Here is a 20,708-nt window from a genome sequence, read left to right as displayed (position 1 = left end):
CCCTCCGGCGTCGAGCGCGTGGGCCGGCAATTCTCCCGTAGCCGACGATCGGGAACAAGAGAGCGCCCCCGTTCGAGGCACGCTCAGCTGAAGAGGAGGTTGCCGGCCGGCAGCTCGATGAGGTCGGGCGCGAGCGGACGCGCGACCCCGGTCGCGGTGCGGTACTGCTCGACCGTCCGCTCGGCGATGGCCGGCCAGGAGTAGCGGTCCTCGACGTCGCGGGCGAGGGTGCGGGCCATGCGGGCGGCGGCGGGCCTGTCGTCCAGCATGCGGGTGACCGCGCGGGCCAGGGCGGCCCGGTCGCCGGGTGGGAAGGTGAGGCCGGTGCGGCCCGGCTCGACGATTTCCTTGAGGCCGCCCGTGGCGGCGGCCACGACGGGAGTTCCCGCCGCCGCGGCTTCGATGGCCACCATGCCGAAGGGTTCGTACCTCGAGGGGACGATCTGGACGTCGCAGGCGGCCATCGCGGCAGCCAGGTCCGGGCCCAGGAAGCCGGCGAAGGACACCGCGTCGCGGACGCCCAGCTGGGCGGCCTGGTCGGTGAGGGTCTGGCGGTGCGGGCCGTCGCCGGCGACTAGGAGCCGCAGGCCCGGGTGGCGGTCGCGGAGGGCGGGGAGCGCGGCGATGAGGTCCTGGACGCCCTTCTCGTAGACGAGGCGGCCGGCGAAGCCGAGCAGCGGGCCGGTGCCGCCGAAGCGCAGGCGGACCCGCTTGACCTGGGCGGAGGCCGGGGTGACGGGGTCGGCGCCGTTGGGGATGACGTGCAGGCGGTCGGCGGGGATGCCGAGGAGGCGGTTGACCTCCCAGCGCATGTAGTGGGAGCAGACGACGACGCGGTCGGAGCTGTTGGCGAGCCAGCTCTCCGTCGAGTGCACCGCGCGGCTCAGACCCGTGGGCAGCCAGCCCTGATGGCGGCCGGCCTCGGTGGCGTGGATCGTGGTGACCAGCGGGAGGCCGAGCTGGTCGCGGACGGCTACGGCGCTGTGGGCGACGAGCCAGTCGTGGGCGTGCACCACGTCGAAGGGTCCGGGCAGGCGGGCGGCGGCCCGGGACAGCGCGTGGTTGACGGCCAGGGCGGACGCGAAGGGATCGTCCGGGAGCAGCAGCGGGTCCTCCGGCACGCCCACCACATCGGTCTCGGCGGAGGCCGAGGAGCGCGTCACCACGGTGACGGAGTGGCCCGCCGCGCGCAGGGCGGTCGTGAGGCCGTGGACGTGGCGGCCGAGACCGCCCACCAGCAGCGGCGGATACTCCCAGGACAGCATCAGGATGCGCATGGTCACTCCTCGAGGGCCCGGCGCCGCAGCGCCAGCATGGTCACGTCGTCGTGCTGGCTGGCGGCGCCCGAGTGGGTGCGGATGCCGGTGGCGAAGCGCTGCACGATCTCGTCGGCGGTGCCTCCGGCGGCGAGCAGGGCCCGCGTACGGTCGTCGCCGAAGAAGTCGCCGCGGGTGCTCTTCGCCTCGGGGACGCCGTCGGTGTAGAGGAACAGCAGGTCGCCGGGGCCGAGGCCGGTGCGGCCGAGGTCGAAGCCGGCGTCCGGGATGAGGCCGACCGCGGGTCCCGTCGGCTCCAGGGACTGCAGGGTGCCGCCGGCGCGCCGGATCAGCGGCGGGTTGTGGCCGCAGTTGATGTAGACGAGCTCGCCGGTGCGCGGGTCGACGACCCCGAAGAACAAGGTCGCGAAGTACGCCTGGTGCAGGTGGTTGGCGGTCAGATAGTCATTGACCGTACGCACGGCGTGCAGCGCCAGCCCCGCGCTCGGCTCGTCGGACGGTTGCGCCGCCGCGGCCGCCTGGCGCAGCAGACTCCGGATCAGCGCCATGAACAAGGCGGCGCCGATGCCCTTGTCGCACACGTCGGCGATGGCGAAGGCGAGACAACTTCCGTTGATGACGTCGTACGCGTCGTAGAAGTCGCCGCTGACCTCGCGGGCCGGCTGGAACCAGGCCGCGATGTCCCAGCCGGCGATGACCGGCAGCGTCTGCGGCAGGAAGCCGAGCTGGATCTCCCGGCCGATCCGCAGGTCGCGTTCCATGTCGCGGTGCTGCAGGCCGCTCATCGCCACGCCCAGCTCGCGGGCGTGCCGGGTCACCGCCAGCCGCTGCCGGACCAGGTGCGGGGCGAACGGGGCGAGCAGGAACTCGCCGCCGTCCCGGACGTGCAGTTCGAGCTGTTCGTTGTCGGCGTCGGCGAAGGACACCACGGCGGGCGGGTGGCCGGCCGCCGCCACGATCCGGTCCACCAGGCTCCGGATCGTGGCGACGTCGACCGGTGCGTCCGCCGAGGCGTCGACCAGCAGCAGGTCGGGCGTGCGGTCCGGCGCCCACCATTCGGTGAGGGCCGACTGCGGAGTACGGACGGCGGCAGTGATCCCGTCGTCGCTCAGCACCTGCCACAGGTCCGTGGCCGAGGTGCTACCCCCGCTGACTATCAGTGTCGTCTCGGTCATCGCACTCACGCCCGCCCCCGGTTCCGGCCCCGCGCCGGATCACGACCGTGGTCCGGTTGGCGCCGTCGACGTACTCGTAGGACGCCGCGTCCACGGCGTTCCTGGTCAGATACAAGCCGAGCGATCCCGGCTCGCGGTCGTGCAACGGCCGGTCCAGCCCGGCCGGCGCGGGCGCACCGAACGGGTTGAACGCGGGTGCCGTGTCGGTCAGCCGGATCCAGGCCCGGTCGCCGTCGAGGCCACCCTCGACGACGACCTGCCCCCGCTCGCGCCGGGGCTCGTACCCGTGCCGGACGATGTTGACGAACAGCTCCTCGGTCGCCAGCCGCAGCCGGTACGCCGACTCCGGGGGCATGGCCGCCGCCTCCGCGAGGTCCGCCACCAGGGCGTTGACCGGGTCGAGGGACTCCGTCACGGCGGGCACGGTGAGGCTGCGCACGTCGTTACTCCGGGAGCCGGTTGGTCAGCGTGACGCTCTGGTCGAAGCCGACCAGCCGGATCGTCTGCTCGACGCGCGGGTTGGCGCCCACGAGCACGATCTGCACGTCGTCGGCCATCTTCTGCTGGGCGTACACCAGCTGCCGCAGGCCCGCCGACGACAGGTAGCCCAGCGCGCGCAGGTCGAGCACGAGCCGCTTGGCCCCGGCCGCGAGCGCGGTGTCGACGTCGGCCTGCAACGCCGGCGCCCCGGTCGCGTCGAGATCGCCGACCAGCGTGATCACGACGGCGTCCGCCCTGGTGCTGGAGGTGGTCTGCAGTGTCATTTCCCCGTTCCCTTCTCACGGTCACCGGCGGGCGCCGGCGACTCCGGGGCCCGGAGGACCCCGATGGCTTCCGGAACCGACTCCGCCACCCGGAAAAACCGCAGGAACCCGGTGGCGGAGAGGATCGTGCACAGCGACTCGGACACCCCGGCGAGCGCGATCGCGGCGCCGGTGCTTTGCGCCCGGCGATACACCATGAGCATCGTGCGCAGCCCGGCGCTGGACACATAGCCGACGCCGGCCAGGTCCAGCAGCACCGGCGTCCCGCCGGGGATCAACCCGGACAGGTCGGCCTGCGCCCGCGGCGACGTCCGGGCGTCCAGGTCGCCGCGCAGGCTCAGCACGGTGACCGTGCCGTCCATCCGCTTGTCGATCCGCACCTCACGCGCCGCCGCGGCGACGCCCGGCGCACCGTACGAAAGGCTCGTCATGACCACTCCCCGCAGCGGCCGGGTCCGACCCGGCGTTCCGACCTGTGCGAGCAGTCTGTCCGCGCGCCGGAAGGGGGGTCAACGTGCGCAAACACCGCCGGCGCGGTGCGCGGGAGTCGGGGTCCGCTCTACGTCAAGTCGGTGCCCGTCAAACCCGCACAGGCGGCCAGCAGACCATCCTGGACGGCCGGATCGCCGGCACCCCGCAACGCCGGCAACGGCCGCATGTGCCGCCAGTAGCCCCCGCTGCGCAGCGCCGCCGCATCGTCCGACACGGCGAGCCACGCCTGCGTAGCCGCCCCCGTCGCGATGTCGGTGGGCGCCGACGGACCGCCCATCCGCGACCGCACCCACCCGGGACACACGGCCGTGCTGATCACATCGGGCCACCGCCGGGCGAACGCGTACGCGAGCGCGAGGCCGGCCAGCTTCGAGTCGCAGTACGCACTGGTACCGTTCCACCGCCGCCGCGTCCGCTGCAGATCGTCCAGCTCGATGCGCCCGCCGTCGGCCATCCCCGAGGTCACGAAGACGAACCGCCCGGGCCGCGGCAGCAGAGCACTGATCAGGTACGCCGCCAGCACGTTCACCTGAAACGTCAGCTCCAGCCCGTCGGCCGTCTCCACCCGTGGCCCGTCGACCGCCACCCCGGCATTGTGGACAACGGCGTCGTACCGGGTCCCCGATGCCGCCAGCTTCCGCGTCTCCTCGATCGACGCGAGATCCCCGACGACCACGCCGGCCGCGCCGGGCACCGCGTGCAGAGCAGCTTCCGCCCGTACGTCATTGCGAGCGTGCAGCGTCACCTCATGCCCGCCCGCCACCAACTGCCGAGCCGTCTCCCGCCCGATCCCGTCCGCCGACCCCGTCACCAGTACCTTCGTCATCCGTCCATGCTCGGCACCACCCGGCAGTCCCGCCAACGACCGCCGGTACTACGTCAAGTTCAGCCACCCAGGACTCGCGCGCGGTATCTGCCCTGCTCGGCGGAGGCGCCGTCCGCGCCGGCAGCGAGGCGATACCGAAGTGGGCGCTCGCCACGGCCTGCTGGCCCTCTTCGGCCGTGACCCGCGCGCGGCGAGACGGCTGGCGTCGCTGCTGAGTGCCGGCTCGTCAGCCACCGCATATCGCCCTCGCGCAGAAGGCAGACGCCGCGGGGACCGGGCTGCCGGTGCCTAGTGGGCGCGGCCGGTGCGGAAGGCGTAGGCGACCAGGGCGGCGCGGTCGCGGCAGGCGGTTTTGGCGAGGAGGTGGTTGATGTGGGTCTTGACGGTGGCTTCGGAGACGTGGAGGCGGGCGGCGATTTCCTGGTTGGTGTGGCCGGCGGCGATCTCGCGCAGCACGTCCTCCTCGCGCTGGGTGAGGGAGTCCGCGGCGGCGGGGGCGACGGCCAGGCGGGCGCCCGCGGCGAGGGTGTCGAGGAGGCGGCGCTGGACCGTGGGGTCGAGCTGGGCCTCGCCGGCGGCGACGGTGAGGAGGGCTTCGCGGATCTCCTCGGCGCCCGCGTCCTTGGTGAGGTAGCCGCGGGCGCCGGCGTGCAGGGCGCGGAAGACGGAGTCGTCGTCGGCGTAGGTGGTGAGGACGACCACGCGGGCCCGGGCGCCCGACGCGGTGAGCCGGCGGGTGGCCTCGACGCCGTCCATGACGGGCATGTTGAGGTCCATGAGGATGACGTCCGGGTCGGCGCCGGCGGCCTGGCGGAGCGCGTCGGCGCCGTCCGTCGCGGTGCCGGCGACCGTGATGTCGTCGAGGAGGCCGAGCATCATGGCCAGGCCGTCGCGGACGACCTTCTGGTCGTCGGCGATCAGCACGGTGACGGTCATGCGGTCTCCAGGGCGAGGGGGAGGGACAGGCGGACGAGCCAGCCGTCCCCGGACGGGCCGGCGTCGAGCTTGCCCCCGGCGAGGGCGGCCCGCTCGGCGAGCCCGGTCAGGCCGTGGCCGCCCGACGGCAGCCCGGCCGGGGTGCTGCCACCGGAGTCGGTGATCTCCGCCGTCACCGTATCGGCCGTCCAGGTCAGGGCGACGCGGGCCTGCGCACCGGGACCGGCGTGCTTGGCCGTGTTGGTGAGGGCTTCCTGCACCGTACGGTAGAGCGCCAGCCCCCGCTCCGGGCTCAGCGGCCGGGGCTCGCCGCTCACCGTCAGGGTCGCGTGGATGCCGGCGGCCTTGGCGACCAGGTCGGGGATGCGGGCCGGGCCGGGCGGCGGGCCGTCGCGCAGGGCTTCGACGACGGTGCGGGCGCCGGCGACGCCGTCGCGGGCCAGGGCGCTCGCGTCGGTGAGCTGGGCGACCAGGCGGGGGTCGGCGCCGGTCCTGGTGGCCAGGAGGCGGGCGCCCTCGAGCTGCACGGTCAGGCCGGCGAGGGTGTGGGCGAGGACGTCGTGCAGCTCGCGGGCGATGTGGCCGCGTTCGGCGAGCCGGGCTGCTTCCGCGTCGGCGGCCCGGCGGGCGGAGGCGGAGTCGGCCGCGCGGCGGGAGGCTCCGGCCAGCGCGGAGGCCAGGAAGAGGAATCCGCCGCCGATCGCCAGGTTGAGGAAGGCGCCGACCGGCTGCTGGGAGATGGCCGCTTCGGCCAGCCCGGTGGCGACGATGACGAAGCCCCCGGCGATCAGCGCGTGCCGCCGGGGTACGCGCAGCCCCAGCCCGGCCGCGGCCATGAACCCGAGCGTGTAGCCGGTGCCCTCCGAGCGGACCAGGTCGAGCACCGCCCCGCACAGCCCGGCGCCCACGAAGCACAGCGTCAGCGGCAGCGCCCGGGTGAGGCGCGACCGCGTGGCGACCAGCCAGAGCGTGAGCCCGAGCACCGCGACCACCGGCACGGCCACCCGGGCGGCGGGGTCGCCGGGCAGCCCGGTCAGGACGACGTCCAGGGCGACCACCGCGGCGGCCGCCCAGGACAGGTAGCGGAGTCCGAGTCGGGGGTTCACACCGACATCTTCACCTGTGCCGGGACGGCGAGCCGGTTGACCTGCACGGCGGTCACCGCCAGGCGGACGAGGACCATGGTGAGCGACATGAGGACGAAGGCCGCGGTCCAGGCGTCGCCGCCGGTGATCAGGTGGGCGCGGGAGAAGTCGTAGATGCCGCGGGCGAACCAGTGGTCGGCGCCGTACGCGAACAGGGTGCGGAAGACGACCGCGCCGATCCACACCGCGGCGAAGCCGGCGCCGGCGGTGGTCAGCACGCGCCCGGTCGTGGCGTCGCGGCGCACCCTGACGAGCAGGCCGCTCATCACGCCGAGCAGCACCCCGAGGCCGACGCCGGCCGCTTCCAGCCGCACGTCGTTGCCCGCCGTCGGGAACGTCCTGAGATAGATCGACGCGACCACCCCGACGATGACGAGCGGGCGGAGCATCCGGGACCACCTGAACTCGTGGGTGCCGAGGCTGAGCAGGCCGACGACGAGGATGGCGGCGCTGATGAGGTACTGGGTCGCTGTCATGACTCAACGATCGCGATTTTCCCGTACGGGCGGATCGGCGCACGGATGGAAACCCCGTCTCCACCCTGGGGTGGAGACGGGGCCGCTTCAGCACCTGCCGAGGTCCTGCCACTGTTCGGTCCAGCCGGGCTCGGAGCCCTGCGTCCAGTAGCGGGCGCGCCAGAGGTGCTTGCCGTCGCCGGAGGGCGGGCCGCTCGGGTCGCCGTACCGGCTCTTCTCGTGGACGACGGTCTGCCCGCTGGTGTAGACCGTGCCGAACGCCCATTCCTGCGCGGCGGAGCAGGTGCCGGCCGGTGGCGGGGTGGTCGGGTTCGTCGGCGGCGGCGTGGTGGGGTTGGTCGTGCAGCCCCCGCCCGTCGAGTCGACCGTGTCGGAGAAGGTCGTGCCGGCGCTGCGGTATCCGGCCGTCCGCGCGGTGACCTGCGCCGGGGTCAGCGCCTGGTTCTTGGCGAACAACATCCAGTCGACCTGCTCGACGTACGTCGAAAGCCCGCCCGTGTGCGCCGCGGTGTCGATGAACCACAGGTTCCAGTTGATCGTCATGGTCTGGCGCGGGTAGAACTTGCCGCCGTGCTGGCCGACCTGCACGCCGTCGATGTAGTAGGTGACGTTCCCGTTGGCCACCGTGGCGACCAGGTCGTGCCAGCCGTTCAGGGACGAGCGCTGCTCGGAGTGCACGTTGTCGGCGTACCAGGGCTCGTTCCGGTACGTGTACCAGGTCGTCTGGTAGTTGATCGGGCCCGTCTCGCCCCACCCGCCGTTCGGCAGGTACTCGGAGATGTCCAGCTCGCTGTACGTGGGGTCGAGGTCGCCGTTGAGCGGGCTGATCGTGAAGAACGTCTGGTTGATGTGGTCGCCGTCCGCGCCGCTCACCGGGGTGTCGGTGAAGCGGACCCGGCTGGCGTACGTGCCCTCGAAGAACCGTTTCTGCGTGCTGTAGAGCTCGGCGTGGTTCGTCCCGCCGCCGGTGCCGTCGGTGGAGGCGGTGAGCTGCATGACCTTCTGGCCGTCCGCCGTGGGGAAGGTGATACTGGCCGCGGACCAGGTGGCCCCCGCGACGCCCGGACCGCCCGGGTAGCTGCGGGGCGTCCAGCCGTGCGAGGTGAGGGCGGCATCACTCGACGACGAGTAGGAGAAGTCGTCGAACAGGTAGCCGCAGTCCGCCGCCTGGGCCGCCGGGGAGTTGGCGAAGACGGCGAGGGTGGTGCCCAGCAGGGTCGCTGCGCCTGCCAGGGCGAGGGATGGTTTCACGAGTCCTCCAATGGGGGGAGAGAACTGCTTCCTCAGGCCAGCCGCCGGATCCGCCCGGCGTACCTGGCCTCGAGCTCCTTGTTGTGCTCCCGTCCGCCCGGCACGTTGTCGGACAGGTAGACGGGCGGCGTCTCCCCGGCGGCGAGCAGCCGCGCCACCACCTCGGCCACGATCTGCTGGGCGAGCAGGGCGGCGGTGATCGAGGAGACCGCACCCACGGCACCGGTGCCGTAGTCGAGGGTCGCGTCGCCGTAGGGGGCGCCGTTGTCGAGGACGACGTCGGCGAGGTCGCCGAGCTTCCGGCCGCTGGCGTGCCGGGGCTCCACCCGCGACGAGTGGGCCAGCGAGGTGATCGCGATCAGGGCGTGCCCCCGCTGCTTGACGAGCTGCGCCAGCTCGACCACGGCCCCGTTGACCCCGGAGTTGCTGGCGATCACGAAGGCGTCGTCGGGCTTGACCGGGGCGAGCTCGTACAGGCGGTGGGCGACGGCCGGGGTGCGCTCGAGCTCGGGGTCGGACAGGACGGCGACCGGCTCCCCGCCGAAGAGGACGATGTCGCGCAGCGCGATCTTGTTCGTGGGGACGAGGCCGCCGGCGCGCCCGGCGAGCTCCATGGCGAGGGCCTCGGAGTGCCCGCACCCGAACGCCTGCACCACCCCGCCGGCCCGCAGCGTCGCGGTGATCAGGTCGGCGGCGCGGCCGATCCCGTCGCCCTGCGTGGTGCCGACGCGCTCGATCGCGTCCCGGATCGCCGCGACGTAGGCGGCGCTGGAGATCGTCATATCGATGGTCATCCTTTTCATCGAACTGTCCTGCCGATGAAAATTACGACCGATTCAAGGCCTGGTCAATAACAAATTTCCATGCTTCGATGGAGCGTATGCGGCGCGCAGTGACTGTCCACTTAGCGCCATGACGCCTCTGCGGCAGGTCAGGGTCTGCCCGTGGGGCCGGGGGTTCGCGATGATCCGATCATGCACCCCTTCGCGGCAGGCACGCGCTTCCGCGCCGAGTTGCGGCGCTCCGGCGACAGCTCCGGCTTCGACGTGCCCGACGACGTCGTGACCCAGCTGGGCGGCGGCCACCCCCGCGTGGTCGCCACGGTCAACGGCCACCGCTTCCGCACCGTGATCTCCAGCTCCCCCCGCGGGTACTGGCTCGGCGTCAGCCCCTGGCGCCGAGCCGCCGCCCGCGTCACCGCCCGCCGCCCCCACGACATCGACCTCGAGCTCGACCTGGGAACCGCCGCCCGCCGCTGACCTCCGCCGGATGGACGTGCACGGACGGCACCACGCGCCCGGAGCCGCGGGCGTGGCGGGGTCAGGCGGTGCGGATGGCCGCGGCGGCCTGGAGGCCGAGGATGTCGATGGCCCGCTCGCGCATCTCGACCTTGCGGACCTTGCCGGTGACGGTCATCGGGAAGGCGTCGACGAGGTGGACGTACCGGGGGATCTTGTAGTGGGCCAGCTTGCCCCGGCAGAAGTCGCGGATGTCGTCGGCGGTCAGGGGCGGGGCGTCCGGGTGGAGGATCAGCCAGGCCATCAGCTCCTCGCCGAACTTCTCGTCGGGGACGCCGACGACCTGGACGTCGGCCACGCCCGGGTGGGTGTGGAGGAATTCCTCGACCTCGCGCGGATAGACGTACTCGCCGCCGCGGATGACCAGATCCTTGATGCGGCCGACGATGGCGACGTAGCCGTCGGCGTCCATCGTGGCCAGGTCGCCGGTGTGCATCCAGCGGGCGGCGTCGATCGCCTCGGCGGTGGCGTCCGGCTGGTCCCAGTAACCGAGCATGACGGAGTAGCCGCGGGTGCACAGCTCGCCCGGCTCGCCCGGCGGGACGGTCCGGCCGGTGGCGGGGTCGACGACCTTGGACTCCAGATGCGGCATGACCCGGCCGACCGTCTCGGTGCGGCGGGCGAGGCCGTCGTCGCGGCGGGTCATCAGGGAGACGGGCGACGTCTCGGTCATGCCGTAGCAGATGGCGACCTCGGCCATGGACATCTCGCTGACGACGCGCTTCATCACCTCGACCGGGCACGGGGAGCCGGCCATGATGCCCGTACGCAGGCTGGTCAGGTCGTAGCCGGACAGCGCGAGCTCCGCGATGAACATGGTGGGGACGCCGTACAGGGAGGTGCAGCGCTCCTCTTCGACGGCCCGCAGCGTGGCGGCGGGGTCGAAGCCCGGCGCCGGGAGCACCATCGTCGCGCCGTGCGAGGTGGCGGCCAGGTTGCCCATGACCATGCCGAAGCAGTGGTAGAGCGGCACGGGGATGCAGATGCGGTCCTGGTGCGTGTAGCCGACCAGCTCGCCGACGAAGTAGCCGTTGTTGAGGATGTTGTGGTGCGAGAGGGTCGCGCCCTTGGGAAAGCCCGTGGTGCCCGACGTGTACTGGATGTTGATCGGGTCGTCGAAGGCCAGCGGCACGTCGAGGCTGCGGCCCGCGCCGGAGGCGAGCAGCTCGGGCCAGTCGTCCGTGTCGAGGTAGACCGTGTCCCGGAAGCCGATCGAGTCGATCATCGCCCGGTAGTCGCTGCTCTTGAACGCGGGCGCGCTGACCAGCAGGCTCAGCCCGGCCTGGCGGACGACGTAGTCGAGCTCGTGCGTCCGGTAGGCGGGGTTGACGGTGACCAGGATCGCGCCGATCTTCGCGGTCGCGTACTGGACGATCACCCACTCGGCGCGGTTGGGCGCCCAGATCCCGACCCGGTCCCCCTTGACGATGCCGCGCGCGAGCAGGCCGCGGGCGGCGTCGTCCACGGCGGCGCCGAATTCCGTGTACGTCCAGCGGCGCCCCGCCGCGACGTCGACGAGCGCCTCCCGGTCGCCGTGCGCCGCGACAGCGCGGTCGAGGTTGGCGCCGATGGTCTCGCCGAGCAGGGGCACGTCCGAGGTCCCGGAGCTGTAGGACACCATGCCCCAGCATGCTTCTCAGACCGCCCGCACACAACTCCACTGGGCCGCGACCGCGCGGTAGCCGAGCCGCGTGTTGATCGCCAGCATCGGCTTGTTCGCCTCGTCGTTCGACGTGAAGGCCGTGCGCCCGCGCACCCGGCTCAGGGCCGCCCGCTTGACCGCGTACGCGAGACCGCGCCCCCGGTAGGCCGGCAGCGTCGCCGTCATGTCCGACCACACCCTGTCCCCGTCCCGCAGCACCAGCGAGAACGCCACGGGGCGCCCGTCGGCGTACGCCACGCTGCCGGCCTCCCGGTCGGCGTCCGGGTTGTCCCAGAACCACGCCACGAACCGCTCGAACGGCACCGGCAGCGCGGGCACGTCCCCGGGCTCGTCCGCGGTCGCCTCGGTGTAGGTGCGGTGCAGGTCGGCGGGATCGACCTCGCGCAGCCGCGCGAAATCGCTCGGCACGCGGGGGAAGGCGGCGAGATCGAGCGCCGAGTAGCGCACCGGCCGGCTGGGCCGGAACCCGTGCCGCCGCGCGAAGTCGAGCGCCGGCGCCGTGGCGAACGCGCGCGCCGGCTCCTCCACGTGGGCGAGGGCGACGTCGAGCAGGGCGCTGCCGAGCCCCCGGCCGCGATGCTCCGGGTGCACGTGCAGCAGGGAGACGGTCCGGCCGCGTGCTGCCACCCAGCCGACCACCCGTCCGCCGGCCTCGGCGACCCACTCGGCCCCGGTCAGCTCCTGCCGCGTCGCCTCGACCCCGCGCACCAGGTACGGGTAGACGACCGACCGCAACGCGACCACCGCGGCGGCGTCGCCCGCGTCGGCCCTCCGGATGTCCATGCCGGCCATTGTCCTCCCCCATGTTCTAAGTCTTGTTTACATATTGATGCCCATGATTTCCTGAGGGGACTTTCCCCGCCCCCCGAGGGAGTCCCCATGCGCGTACTTCCGCGTGTTCTGGCCGCGCTCGCCGTGGCCGCGTCCAGCACTGTCCTGCCCGCCACGGCCCACGCCGGGGCGACGACCGCGACCGCCGTCAACCGGTCGTCCGCCACCGCCGTCGACCACTATTGGACCCCGGAACGGCTCGATGCCGCGCGCCCGGCGCCCGTTCCGGCACTGGGCAGGTCCACGCGCGCCGCGGCCGTGGGCGAGCCTCGTTTCGTGCACGCCACGCCGCCGGCCGGCCCGCACACGCTGGCCAGCGAATGGGTCACCAACGGGCGGCTCGTCTTCACGAACCCCGGCGTCGGCGACTTCATCTGCACCGCCAATGTGGTGTCGGCCAACAACCGCGACGTCATCGCCACCGCACGGCACTGCGTCGTCGACATCGCGACCGGGAAGGTGTTCCAGAACTTCCGGTTCGCCCCGGCCTACAACCGGGGCAGCGCGCCCTACGGATGGTGGACCTGGCGCTCGGCGGGCTGGCGCATCGACGACACCGGGCCGGGCGGCGACAACGCGTTCATCGTGCTCAACCGGGGCGGCAACGCCAACGCGCACGTGCAGGACGTGGTCGGCGGCTCGGGCATCGGGTTCAACTGGGCGACGAACGGCTACGCGCACGCCATCGGGCTGCCCGGGTCGGTGGACTACGCCGTGTGGTGCGAGGGGCAGCCGTACGACGGGCCGTCGGGCGGCGTGCAGATCCGCAACTGCGTCGGGCTGTCCGGCGGGGCGAGCGGCGGGTCCTTCATCGTCAACTATCAGGCGGACGGCTCGGCCGTGCAGACCGCTTCGTACTTCGGGAGCTGGGGCGACGCGTACTTCGCCTATTACCGGGACGTCGCGTGGCAGGTCTACAACGGCGCGCAGAACGCCTGAAGCACCGCTCCCAGAGCCCGCCGGAGGTCCGCGTCCGCCGGCGGGACGCCCGTGGCGGGACACAGCAGCCCGCCGACCTCGCCCAGCAGCTCCGTGAGGCCCGGGCGGGGTGACAGCGGATAGGTCACGGTCCGGCCGGGCTGGCGTACCTGCAGGAACAGCGAGCCGTGCAGCAGCTCGGCCACCGGGCGCGGCACGGTCAGGCGCACCGGCTCCGGCCAGAAGCGCCACCCCCGGCCGGCCAGGTCGTCCACGAACCGGTCGGCAGGCTCGCGCCGGGCGGGGTGGTCCTGCAACTCCTCCCGTACGCCGGAGCACCGCACCGCCTCGAGCAGATCGGCCGCGGCCTCCGGCGCGTACGCGACGAACCGGTTGACCTGCACGCTGTGGTCCCCGCCGAGGTCGCGCGTCTCGATCGCGTCGTCGATCGTCCCCAGGCGCGCGACCGGATCGTCGCCCCTGGCCGGCGCACCGTCGCCGGTGACCGGCCGTTGCCGCAGGTCGAGCGCGGTGATCCGGGCCCGGACCAGCGGGGCCAGGGCCGTGGCCAGGAAGTCGTGCCGGGACGACGTGGCCGTCACCCGTCCGAGCACCGGCCCGGCGACGGTGTCCTCGACCTGCGCCGCCACCGTGACGAGCGACCGGGGCTGCCGGCCGGGCGGCAGCGTGTGCAGCACACCGTGCACCACGTCGGCGGGCACCGCTTCGAGGGGCACCGGGCGGTCGAGCCCGGGGACGTACCGGCCGGTGAGCAGGTCGCGCCACAGGCCGGCCTCCGCCGGGTGGACGCCGCCCGGATCGAGCGCGGCGAGCCGGTGCCAGAGCAGCTCGCCGGAGAGCCAGCAGCGGTCGGTCGCCGGGCAGCCCGGCCCGGTGAGCCGCCGGTGCAGCAGCAGCCGCCCCCGCTCCCCCACCGGCAGCCAGTCGAGATGAACCGAGACGCGCAGGCCCGGGGCGGCACCCGTCGGCTGCAGCGGAACCAGGCTCATGCCGGACCGTAGTGCCGGGTCTCGAACTCGGCGTCGCCGTCCTGGCGCTGCCGCAGCGTCTGCACGACCACCGACACCAGCCGCTGCTCGGCGGCGAGGGCCTGCTGACCGGTCAGCGCCTGCTCGACCGCCTGCTGGGCCTGTGCGGCGGCGACCTGGGCGCGGGCGGCCACGTTCTGCGCCTGGGCGGCGGCTTGCTGCGCCCCGGCGAGGGCGCGCTCGCAGCTGTCCAGGGCGATGCGCAGCTCGGCGAGGTGGTCCTCGGCGCGCATGTGCTGCCACCAGAAGGCGGCGGGCGCCACGAGCAGGGCCACGACCATGAGCGCGGCGAGCCACCACGGCACGGCCTGGTCCGCTCCCGGCACGGCGGCGGCCAGGGCGCAGGGCATGGAAAAGAGCATCGGACCTCCCCGGCCCGGCATTCGGCGTAGCGCCACTTTAACCGGTTAAGCCCGAATTCTTCGGTACGCCGCGCGGACCATTCACCGGCGTCGCGCGCACGGCGGCGGCGGAGCATTCCAAGAGGTGAGGACGCGCCGGAAACGCGGCGGCGGAGCGGGAAAGACACGCGACCGGCGGCCGGGGCGAAACGCTTGCCCGGAGGAAACGCTCCCGGCGCGGGCGAAAGCTCTCGCCGAGGGGCGAAGCGCACGGCGGCGCAACGCCCGGGAAGCAGGCGGCGAAACGCTTCTCGCGCGCCGGTGAAAGGAAACGGCCCGCCGGGGCCGGGAGCAGGCGCCGCTGGTGGAGGCCTCGCACATCGCCGCCCTGCAGCACAACGCCGACGGCGCCGCGCGGAGCGGCGCCGTTTGTCCGGTGCCGGCCTGCCCGCAGGGCGGGCCGGCGGGAGGTCAGCGCTTGTTGTGGTAGGCCTCGACGATCGAGCTGGGGATGCGGCCCCGCTCGGAGACCTCGAAGCCGTTCTTGCTCGCCCATTCGCGAATGGCCTGGTTCTGATCGCGGGTGGCCCGGCCGGTGCTCACGCCGGTGCCGCGGCGCGGGGCCCGGGTGTCGAGGCCGCTGCGGCCGACCCGGGTGGCCACCGCCAGATAGGGGTCGAGCGCCTTGCGGAGCTTGCCCGCGTTCTTCTCGGAGAGGTCGATCGTGTAGCTCACCCCGTCGAGTCCGAACTCGACGGTGCGGTCGGCCTCGCCGCCGTCGAGGTCGTCGGTGAGGAGAGTGATTACCTGCTTGGCCATGTGTGCTCCCGTGGCGGTGCCATTGTGCCGGATATTTCCGCGCTTTCATTCTGTCGATCGCGGCGCGCCGAGGCAAATTGTGACCATGCGCATGTCGCGGATCTGTGAAGCCATTAGGCGCCGCTGTCACCCGTCCGCGAACAGTCCCTCACCGCCCCCGGGAACAGGCGGCCCAGCAGCGGCGGAAATGGCGGCGACGCCCGCGCCGGGACCCCGGAAACCGGAAACGTGCCCGCAACACAAGGCCGCCGATCAATGTGCCCGTGATCACGCTTACGGGTGCACGAAGACGCACCGCTGCTGCACCGAAAGGACCGAACCGTGCGAAGGTTTCCGGAAAAATCAGACGCCCCCGCGCCCCGGTTCCCGTGGCAGAGTGCGATCATGAACTCCACCGGCCTGATCGTGGCCGCCGCCGTCCTGGTCCTCGGCGTCGCGGCTGGCCTCTGGCACCGCCGCGCCGACGGCCGCCTGCGGGGCACCCGGCCGATCGGCGGCCTCCCGGAGCCGACGACATCCGAGCAGGCGACCGGGCCCGCGACGGAGGGCGCCGCGCTGGACGGCGCCCTGCTCGACGGGCTCGGCGTGGGCCCCGCGGCGGCGACGCTGCTGCAGTTCTCGTCGGCGGCCTGCGCCCCCTGCCGTGCCCTGCGACGCCTCAGCGCCGAGGTCGCGGAGCAGCTCCCGGGCGTGCGGCACGTCGACGTGGACGCCGAGAGCCACCTCGACGCCGTCCGGGCCCTGGGCATCTGGCGCACCCCCACGCTGCTGGTGCTCGACGCCGACGGCCGGATCGTGCGGCGGGCCACCGGCGTGCCGGCCAAGCCCGATCTGCTCGCCGCCGTCGAGCCGCTGCTGCCGCGCTGATCCGAGCAGCTGATCCAAGCAGCGCATCCGGGCAGGTCATCCGGGCAGGTCATCGGGAATTGTCGACCCGTGCGCCGGTGATCAACATCTCCTGCGCGGAGGGGCCCGGCTGTGCCAGAGTGCGGACCATGCAGCTCGACCCCCGCGGCCCGCGCTTCGCCGCGGTGCTCACCACGATCGTCCTCGTCGTCGTGCTCGCGACCGGGTCGGGCTGGCTCGCGCTCGCCCAGACCCTCGTCTTCGCGATCACCGCCGCCGATCCCCGCCGCGGGCCCTACGCCCTGCTCTACCGCGCCCTGGTCGCCCCGCGCCTGGGCCCGCCGGCCGAGCGCGAGGACGCGGCGCCGGTGCGCTTCGCCCAGCTGGTCGGCTTCGCCTTCCTCGCGGTCGCCACCGTGGGCTACCTGACCGGCAGCCCGGCGCTCGGGCTCGTCGCCACGGCGTTCGCTTTGCTGGCGGCGTTCCTCAACGCCGCGTTCGGGCTCTGCCTGGGCTGCCAGGCCTACCTCGCGATCCGCCGCCTGACGCACGGCCGCACCGCCTGAAGAGAGGCCGCGCGGGGCTCAGAGGTGCGGCAGGAGCTTGTCGAGCCGCACGGGCAGGTCCCGCACCCGCACCCCGGTCGCGTGCCAGATCGCGTTCACGATCGCGGCCGGCGACCCGACGATGCCGATCTCGCCGATGCCCTTGCTACCCATCGGGTTGACCTCGGCGTCGTCCTCATCCAGCCACACCGCCTCGAGGTGCTCGATGTCGGCGTGCACCGGGACGTGGTACTCGGCCAGGTCGTGGTTGACCCAGTCCCCCGTCCGGGCGTCGAGGACACCCTCCTCGTGCAGGGCCATGCCCAGGCCCATCGTCATGCCGCCGAGGAACTGGCTGCGGGCCGTGCGCGGGTTGAGGATGCGGCCCGCGGCGTACACCCCGAGGAGGCGGCTGACCCGCACCTCGCCGGTGTCGGCGTCGACGCGTACCTCCGCGAAGTGGGCGCCGAAGGCGTGTTTGCCGTCCTTCTCCTGCTGGGCGATCAGCTCGCTGCTGTCGAAGGTGACCTCCGGCTTCCCGGTACGCCGCAGCTCCCGGCACGCCCCGGTCACCGCCCAGCCCCACGAGGCGCTGCCCGAGGAACCCCCTGCTACCGAGGCCATGGGCAGCGTGCTGTCCCCGATGCGCACCCGGACGTCCGAGGCGGGCAGCCCGAGCTCGTCCGCGGCGATCTGGGTGAGGATGGTGCGGGCGCCCGTCCCGATGTCCGACGCGGCGATGGCGACCTCGGCCGTGCCGTCCGCGCCGAGCGTGACCCGGGCTGTCGACGGCTGGGCCATCGTCGGATAGGTGGCGCCCGCGACGCCCGTACCGATGAGCCAGCGGCCTTCGCGGCGCAGGCGAGGGCGGTGCTCGCGGCCGTCCCAGCCGAAGCGCCGGGCGCCCTCGCGCAGGCACTCGACGTAGTGCCGGCTGCTGAAGGCGACGCCGCTCTCCGGCTCGGCGTCCGGTTCGTTGCGGAGGCGCAGCTCGATGGGGTCCATGCCGAGCCGCTCGGCGAGCTCGTCCATGGCGCACTCGAGGCCGACCATGCCGGGGGCCTCGCCGGGCGCCCGCATCCAGCGCGGGGTCGGCACGTCGAGGCGGACCAGCTTGTGGCCGGTGTAGCGGTTCGCGGCCGCGTACATGTGGCGGGTGACCGTGGTCGTCTGCTCGGCGAACTCGAACAGCTGCGACGTCTGCTCGACCGCTTCGTGCGAGATGGCGGTGAGCCGGCCGTCGTGCCCGGCGCCGAGGCGGATGTGCTGCATCGTCGGCGTCCGGTAGCCGACCATGCTGAACAGTGCCTGCCGCGGCAGGGCGAGCTTGACGGGCCTGCCGGTGACCTTCGCGGCCAGCGCGGCGAGGACGGCGTTGGGGCGCGCGGTGCCCTTGGACCCGAAGCCACCGCCGACATGCTCATTGATCACGTGTACGCGATCCGGGGTCAGCCCGAACGCCGCCGCGACCGTGCCGGCCACGCCCGGGGCGTGCTGATTGGAGTCGTACAGGAGCAGGTCGTCGCCCTCCCACACCGCGATCGTCGCGTGCGGCTCCATCGGGTTGTTGTGCAGCGCCGGCGTCTCGTAGCGCACGTCGACCGTCACCGGCGCCGCGGCCAGGGCGGCGTCGACGTCGCCCAGCCGGCTCTCCGCCGGGAAGTCGGGATTGACCTTCTCCGGCGTGTAGAGCTCCGGATGATCGGCGCGCAACACCGCGTCGTGGGGCTCGGATGTGATGTCGAGGCGCACGTCCATGGCGGCCCTGCGGGCGGCTTCCAGCGTACGGGCGACGACCAGCGCCACGGCCTGCCCGCGGTAGCTGATCCGCTCCGACTGCAGCACCGCCAGCTCGGGGTCGCCGGCGTCCTCGAGCCGCGGCGCGTTGCCGTGCCACAGGACCGCGAGCATGTCGTCGTCCTCGGCCAGCGGGTCGACGACCACGTTCGTCAGGGTGCCGCGGGGCACCGGCGACTGCACGACCCACGCGTAGGTGACGTCCTTGACCGGGTACTCGGCGGCGTACAGGGCCTCGCCGGTGACCTTGGCCGGGCCCTCGATCCGGCCGAGCGGGCGGCCGACGGCGTTCTCCAGCGTGCCGGTCATGCGAGACCCTCCAGAACCGTCGCGGTCAAGTTGCGGATGAGGGTTCGCTTGTAGCCGTTGTCCCGCAGCGGTTCGGCGTCCGCCAGCTCGGCGTCGGCCGCGGTGAGGAAGTTCTCCCGCGTCGGCGCCTGCCCGCGCAGCGCGTCCTCCGCCTTCGTGGCACGCCACGGCTTGTGCGCCACCGCACCCCACGCGATACGGACGTTGTCGATTCGTCCCTCAGTGAGTTCGAGGACCGCGGCCACCGAGCCCACGGCGAACGCATAGGACGCCCGGTCCCGGGCCTTGCGGTAAGCGGACATGGGCGCGGCGGCGGGCAGGGAAACCGCCGTGATCAGCTCACCGTGCTGTAGGACCGTGTCGATGTGCGGGGTGTCGCCCGGCAACCGGTGCAGCTCGGCGAGCGGCATGTCCCGGTCGCCGGCCGGCCCGGTCACGTGCACGACCGCGTCCAGGGCCACGAGGGCGACGGCCATGTCCGACGGGTGCGTGGCGACGCAGTGCTCGGAGGCGCCCAGGATCGCGAGGTTGCGGTGGTCGCCCTCGCGTGCCGGGCAGCCCGTACCGGGCTCGTGCTTGTTGCAGGGTTTGGTCATGTCCATGAAGTAGCGGCACCGGGTGCGCTGCAGCAGGTTCCCGCCGGTCGTCGCCATGTTGCGCAGCTGACCCGACGCGCCCGCGAGCAGCGCCTGGCTGAGCACCGGGAAGTCGCGCCGGACGACCGGGTGCGCCGCAAGGTCGCTGTTCCGCACGCCGGCGCCGATGCGCAGGCCACCGCCGGGCAGCTCCTCGACGTCGCGCAGCGGCAGCCGGTTGATGTCGACCAGCGCGCCGGGACTGGCGACGCCGAGCTTCATCAGGTCGACGAGGTTCGTGCCGCCGGCCAGGAACGCGGCGTCCGGGCCGAGCGCCCGCAGAGCCTCGCCGACCTCGGTGGCGGGCGTGTACTCGAACGTCTTCACCGGCCGGCCACCTCGGCGATGGCGGGGACGATGTTCGCGTACGCGCCGCAGCGGCACAGGTTCCCGCTCATCCGCTCGCGGATCTCCGCGTCATCCAGGACCGGCTCCTCGCCCGCGGGAGTCGCCGCGCTCGGCCACCCCTTCGACGCCTCGTCGAGCATGCCCGCGGCCGAGCAGATCTGCCCGGGTGTGCAGTATCCGCACTGGAAGCCGTCGTGCTCCTGAAAAGCCCGCTGCAGCGGATGCGGGCTCAGCCCCTCGATCGTGGTGACCTCGGCGTCCTGCTGACTGATCGCGAGCACCAGGCAGCTGTTGACCCGGCGCCCGTCCAGCAGCACCGTGCACGCCCCGCACTGGCCGTGGTCGCAGCCCTTCTTCGCGCCGGTCAGGTGCAGGTGCTCGCGCAGCGCGTCCAGCAGCGTGGTCCGCGGATCGATCTCGAGACTGTGCTCGACCCCGTTGACGGCAAGCTTCATGAGTCAACCCCGTACCCCCGCGAGGATGATTCAATCTCGGGCCACCGGGTACCGCCGAAGCATGCGAGTGGTGATCGTCGGAGCGACCGGCAACGCGGGCACGGCCCTCCTGCGCCGGCTGCGCAACGAGCCCGGAACAGACCTCGCGGGCGTGGCCCGCCGCCTGCCCGACCGCGGGGTGCCCCCCTACGACGCCGTCGACTGGCACCCCTGCGACGTCGCGGCCCCCGGCGCGGCCGCCCGGCTGACCGAGATCTTCCGCGGCGCCGACGCGGTCGTCCACCTGGCCTGGCAGATCCAGCCGAGCCACGACCAGCGCCGGCTCTTCGAGGCCAACGTGCTCGGCACCCGCAACGTGGTCGACGCGGTGCTGCACGCCGGGGTGCCCAGCCTCGTCGTCGCCTCCTCGGTCGGCGTCTACGCCCCGGGGCCCAAGCACGCCTACGTGACCGAGTCGTTCCCCCGTACCGGCGTGCCCGGATCCTCGTACAGCCGGCACAAGGCCCTGGTCG

Annotated in this window: 24 protein-coding genes; 5 read left to right on the top strand and 19 right to left on the bottom strand. The window is 73.1% G+C overall.

Features of this window, described 5'->3' with window-relative positions; all coding sequences use genetic code 11:
• Window positions 1-83: 83 nt before the first annotated feature.
• From RBH18_RS21695 to RBH18_RS21645, 11 genes are all read right to left on the bottom strand, one after another.
• Window positions 84-1,277 carry a glycosyltransferase family 4 protein gene (locus RBH18_RS21695; protein WP_306210609.1) on the bottom strand — a complete coding sequence of 398 codons (1,194 nt, stop codon included), beginning with the start codon at window positions 1,275-1,277 and terminating at the stop codon, window positions 84-86.
• A gap of 2 nt (window positions 1,278-1,279) precedes the next feature.
• The gene (locus RBH18_RS21690) at window positions 1,280-2,452 is read right to left on the bottom strand and encodes a PP2C family protein-serine/threonine phosphatase (protein ID WP_306210607.1); all 1,173 of its coding nucleotides are present in this window, start codon (window positions 2,450-2,452) and stop codon (window positions 1,280-1,282) included.
• Complete coding sequence (locus RBH18_RS21685) at window positions 2,418-2,867, bottom strand: ATP-binding protein (protein WP_306210604.1); 450 nt, start codon at window positions 2,865-2,867, stop codon at window positions 2,418-2,420. Before RBH18_RS21685 ends, RBH18_RS21690 begins: the two co-directional genes overlap by 35 nt.
• A gap of 28 nt (window positions 2,868-2,895) precedes the next feature.
• Entirely contained in the window at window positions 2,896-3,216 is a 321-nt protein-coding gene (locus RBH18_RS21680; protein ID WP_306210602.1) for an STAS domain-containing protein, read from the bottom strand.
• Complete coding sequence (locus RBH18_RS21675) at window positions 3,213-3,647, bottom strand: STAS domain-containing protein (RefSeq protein ID WP_306210600.1); 435 nt, start codon at window positions 3,645-3,647, stop codon at window positions 3,213-3,215. Before RBH18_RS21675 ends, RBH18_RS21680 begins: the two co-directional genes overlap by 4 nt.
• Window positions 3,648-3,775: 128 nt before the next feature.
• Window positions 3,776-4,534 (bottom strand): SDR family NAD(P)-dependent oxidoreductase, encoded by a 759-nt coding sequence (locus tag RBH18_RS21670; RefSeq protein ID WP_306210598.1) that lies wholly within the window; start codon window positions 4,532-4,534, stop codon window positions 3,776-3,778.
• Window positions 4,535-4,822: 288 nt separating this feature from the next.
• Window positions 4,823-5,470, bottom strand: coding sequence for a response regulator (locus RBH18_RS21665; RefSeq protein ID WP_306210597.1), 648 nt, complete (start codon window positions 5,468-5,470; stop codon window positions 4,823-4,825).
• A complete protein-coding gene (locus tag RBH18_RS21660; RefSeq protein ID WP_306210595.1) occupies window positions 5,467-6,576 on the bottom strand; it encodes a sensor histidine kinase in 1,110 nt (369 codons plus the stop codon). The genes RBH18_RS21665 and RBH18_RS21660 overlap by 4 nt, the downstream gene beginning before the upstream one ends.
• Complete coding sequence (locus tag RBH18_RS21655; protein WP_306210593.1) at window positions 6,573-7,091, bottom strand: hypothetical protein; 519 nt, start codon at window positions 7,089-7,091, stop codon at window positions 6,573-6,575. The genes RBH18_RS21660 and RBH18_RS21655 overlap by 4 nt, the downstream gene beginning before the upstream one ends.
• 87 nt (window positions 7,092-7,178) lie before the next feature.
• Complete coding sequence (locus tag RBH18_RS21650; protein ID WP_306210591.1) at window positions 7,179-8,342, bottom strand: glycosyl hydrolase; 1,164 nt, start codon at window positions 8,340-8,342, stop codon at window positions 7,179-7,181.
• 32 nt (window positions 8,343-8,374) lie between these two features.
• Window positions 8,375-9,124 (bottom strand): SIS domain-containing protein, encoded by a 750-nt coding sequence (locus RBH18_RS21645; RefSeq protein ID WP_306210664.1) that lies wholly within the window; start codon window positions 9,122-9,124, stop codon window positions 8,375-8,377.
• Window positions 9,125-9,316: 192 nt separating this feature from the next.
• Here RBH18_RS21645 and RBH18_RS21640 point away from each other — a divergent pair, with 192 nt between their 5' ends.
• Window positions 9,317-9,601 carry a DUF1905 domain-containing protein gene (locus RBH18_RS21640; RefSeq protein ID WP_306210589.1) on the top strand — a complete coding sequence of 95 codons (285 nt, stop codon included), beginning with the start codon at window positions 9,317-9,319 and terminating at the stop codon, window positions 9,599-9,601.
• Between the two features lie 61 nt (window positions 9,602-9,662).
• On the opposite strand, the gene RBH18_RS21635 is transcribed toward RBH18_RS21640, so the two are convergent.
• Together RBH18_RS21635 and RBH18_RS21630 are read right to left on the bottom strand one after the other, a co-directional pair.
• Window positions 9,663-11,261 (bottom strand): AMP-binding protein, encoded by a 1,599-nt coding sequence (locus RBH18_RS21635; protein WP_306210587.1) that lies wholly within the window; start codon window positions 11,259-11,261, stop codon window positions 9,663-9,665.
• Between the two features lie 15 nt (window positions 11,262-11,276).
• Window positions 11,277-12,086 carry a GNAT family N-acetyltransferase gene (locus RBH18_RS21630; RefSeq protein ID WP_306210585.1) on the bottom strand — a complete coding sequence of 270 codons (810 nt, stop codon included), beginning with the start codon at window positions 12,084-12,086 and terminating at the stop codon, window positions 11,277-11,279.
• A gap of 96 nt (window positions 12,087-12,182) precedes the next feature.
• Here RBH18_RS21630 and RBH18_RS21625 point away from each other — a divergent pair, with 96 nt between their 5' ends.
• On the top strand, window positions 12,183-13,073 hold the full coding sequence (locus RBH18_RS21625) for a hypothetical protein (protein ID WP_306210582.1): 891 nt from the start codon (window positions 12,183-12,185) through the stop codon (window positions 13,071-13,073).
• Here RBH18_RS21625 and RBH18_RS21620 read toward each other — a convergent pair.
• The 3 genes from RBH18_RS21620 to RBH18_RS21610 all read right to left on the bottom strand — a co-directional run bounded on the left by RBH18_RS21620 (window position 13,049) and on the right by RBH18_RS21610 (window position 15,261).
• Window positions 13,049-14,062 carry a hypothetical protein gene (locus RBH18_RS21620; protein ID WP_306210580.1) on the bottom strand — a complete coding sequence of 338 codons (1,014 nt, stop codon included), beginning with the start codon at window positions 14,060-14,062 and terminating at the stop codon, window positions 13,049-13,051. The genes RBH18_RS21625 and RBH18_RS21620 overlap by 25 nt on opposite strands.
• Window positions 14,059-14,463, bottom strand: a complete 405-nt coding sequence (locus tag RBH18_RS21615; RefSeq protein ID WP_306210578.1) for a hypothetical protein — start codon at window positions 14,461-14,463, stop codon at window positions 14,059-14,061. The genes RBH18_RS21620 and RBH18_RS21615 overlap by 4 nt, the downstream gene beginning before the upstream one ends.
• Window positions 14,464-14,913: 450 nt before the next feature.
• Entirely contained in the window at window positions 14,914-15,261 is a 348-nt protein-coding gene (locus RBH18_RS21610; RefSeq protein WP_306210576.1) for a histone-like nucleoid-structuring protein Lsr2, read from the bottom strand.
• Window positions 15,262-15,645: 384 nt separating this feature from the next.
• Between RBH18_RS21610 and RBH18_RS21605 the strand changes: the two genes are divergently transcribed.
• Window positions 15,646-16,128 (top strand): TlpA family protein disulfide reductase, encoded by a 483-nt coding sequence (locus RBH18_RS21605; RefSeq protein ID WP_306210574.1) that lies wholly within the window; start codon window positions 15,646-15,648, stop codon window positions 16,126-16,128.
• 128 nt (window positions 16,129-16,256) lie between these two features.
• Complete coding sequence (locus tag RBH18_RS21600; protein ID WP_306210572.1) at window positions 16,257-16,673, top strand: DUF4395 domain-containing protein; 417 nt, start codon at window positions 16,257-16,259, stop codon at window positions 16,671-16,673.
• An 18-nt stretch (window positions 16,674-16,691) separates the two neighbouring features.
• Here RBH18_RS21600 and RBH18_RS21595 read toward each other — a convergent pair whose 3' ends face one another.
• The 3 genes from RBH18_RS21595 to RBH18_RS21585 are packed head-to-tail and all read right to left on the bottom strand — an operon-like array spanning window position 16,692 to window position 20,196.
• On the bottom strand, window positions 16,692-18,758 hold the full coding sequence (locus RBH18_RS21595) for a xanthine dehydrogenase family protein molybdopterin-binding subunit (RefSeq protein WP_306210570.1): 2,067 nt from the start codon (window positions 18,756-18,758) through the stop codon (window positions 16,692-16,694).
• Entirely contained in the window at window positions 18,755-19,720 is a 966-nt protein-coding gene (locus tag RBH18_RS21590) for an FAD binding domain-containing protein (protein ID WP_306210568.1), read from the bottom strand. Before RBH18_RS21590 ends, RBH18_RS21595 begins: the two co-directional genes overlap by 4 nt.
• Window positions 19,717-20,196, bottom strand: coding sequence for a 2Fe-2S iron-sulfur cluster-binding protein (locus RBH18_RS21585; RefSeq protein WP_306210566.1), 480 nt, complete (start codon window positions 20,194-20,196; stop codon window positions 19,717-19,719). The genes RBH18_RS21590 and RBH18_RS21585 overlap by 4 nt, the downstream gene beginning before the upstream one ends.
• A gap of 61 nt (window positions 20,197-20,257) precedes the next feature.
• On the opposite strand from RBH18_RS21585, the gene RBH18_RS21580 reads away from it, so the two are divergent.
• The coding region (locus RBH18_RS21580; RefSeq protein WP_306210564.1) for an NAD-dependent epimerase/dehydratase family protein at window positions 20,258-20,708 on the top strand (451 nt) is incomplete at its 3' end.

The sequence above is a fragment of the Actinoplanes oryzae genome (genome assembly GCF_030757795.1).
Lineage (GTDB): Bacteria > Actinomycetota > Actinomycetes > Mycobacteriales > Micromonosporaceae > Actinoplanes.
Note: the sequence above shows the minus strand (reverse complement) of the source record. Positions and strands in the feature narration are given on the sequence as shown.

What these genes read in the sequence shown, in the direction of transcription:
- RBH18_RS21695 (WP_306210609.1), bottom strand. Translation starts at nt 1,277, where the DNA reads ATGCGCATCCTGATGCTGTCCTGGGAGTATCCGCCGCTGCTGGTGGGC.
- RBH18_RS21690 (WP_306210607.1), bottom strand. Translation starts at nt 2,452, where the DNA reads ATGACCGAGACGACACTGATAGTCAGCGGGGGTAGCACCTCGGCCACG.
- RBH18_RS21680 (WP_306210602.1), bottom strand. Translation starts at nt 3,216, where the DNA reads ATGACACTGCAGACCACCTCCAGCACCAGGGCGGACGCCGTCGTGATC.
- RBH18_RS21675 (WP_306210600.1), bottom strand. Translation starts at nt 3,647, where the DNA reads ATGACGAGCCTTTCGTACGGTGCGCCGGGCGTCGCCGCGGCGGCGCGT.
- RBH18_RS21670 (WP_306210598.1), bottom strand. Translation starts at nt 4,534, where the DNA reads ATGACGAAGGTACTGGTGACGGGGTCGGCGGACGGGATCGGGCGGGAG.
- RBH18_RS21665 (WP_306210597.1), bottom strand. Translation starts at nt 5,470, where the DNA reads ATGACCGTCACCGTGCTGATCGCCGACGACCAGAAGGTCGTCCGCGAC.
- RBH18_RS21655 (WP_306210593.1), bottom strand. Translation starts at nt 7,091, where the DNA reads ATGACAGCGACCCAGTACCTCATCAGCGCCGCCATCCTCGTCGTCGGC.
- RBH18_RS21645 (WP_306210664.1), bottom strand. Translation starts at nt 9,124, where the DNA reads ATGACGATCTCCAGCGCCGCCTACGTCGCGGCGATCCGGGACGCGATC.
- RBH18_RS21640 (WP_306210589.1), top strand. Translation starts at nt 9,317, where the DNA reads ATGCACCCCTTCGCGGCAGGCACGCGCTTCCGCGCCGAGTTGCGGCGC.
- RBH18_RS21635 (WP_306210587.1), bottom strand. Translation starts at nt 11,261, where the DNA reads ATGGTGTCCTACAGCTCCGGGACCTCGGACGTGCCCCTGCTCGGCGAG.
- RBH18_RS21630 (WP_306210585.1), bottom strand. Translation starts at nt 12,086, where the DNA reads ATGGACATCCGGAGGGCCGACGCGGGCGACGCCGCCGCGGTGGTCGCG.
- RBH18_RS21625 (WP_306210582.1), top strand. Translation starts at nt 12,183, where the DNA reads ATGCGCGTACTTCCGCGTGTTCTGGCCGCGCTCGCCGTGGCCGCGTCC.
- RBH18_RS21620 (WP_306210580.1), bottom strand. Translation starts at nt 14,062, where the DNA reads ATGAGCCTGGTTCCGCTGCAGCCGACGGGTGCCGCCCCGGGCCTGCGC.
- RBH18_RS21615 (WP_306210578.1), bottom strand. Translation starts at nt 14,463, where the DNA reads ATGCTCTTTTCCATGCCCTGCGCCCTGGCCGCCGCCGTGCCGGGAGCG.
- RBH18_RS21610 (WP_306210576.1), bottom strand. Translation starts at nt 15,261, where the DNA reads ATGGCCAAGCAGGTAATCACTCTCCTCACCGACGACCTCGACGGCGGC.
- RBH18_RS21605 (WP_306210574.1), top strand. Translation starts at nt 15,646, where the DNA reads ATGAACTCCACCGGCCTGATCGTGGCCGCCGCCGTCCTGGTCCTCGGC.
- RBH18_RS21600 (WP_306210572.1), top strand. Translation starts at nt 16,257, where the DNA reads ATGCAGCTCGACCCCCGCGGCCCGCGCTTCGCCGCGGTGCTCACCACG.
- RBH18_RS21595 (WP_306210570.1), bottom strand. Translation starts at nt 18,758, where the DNA reads ATGACCGGCACGCTGGAGAACGCCGTCGGCCGCCCGCTCGGCCGGATC.
- RBH18_RS21585 (WP_306210566.1), bottom strand. Translation starts at nt 20,196, where the DNA reads ATGAAGCTTGCCGTCAACGGGGTCGAGCACAGTCTCGAGATCGATCCG.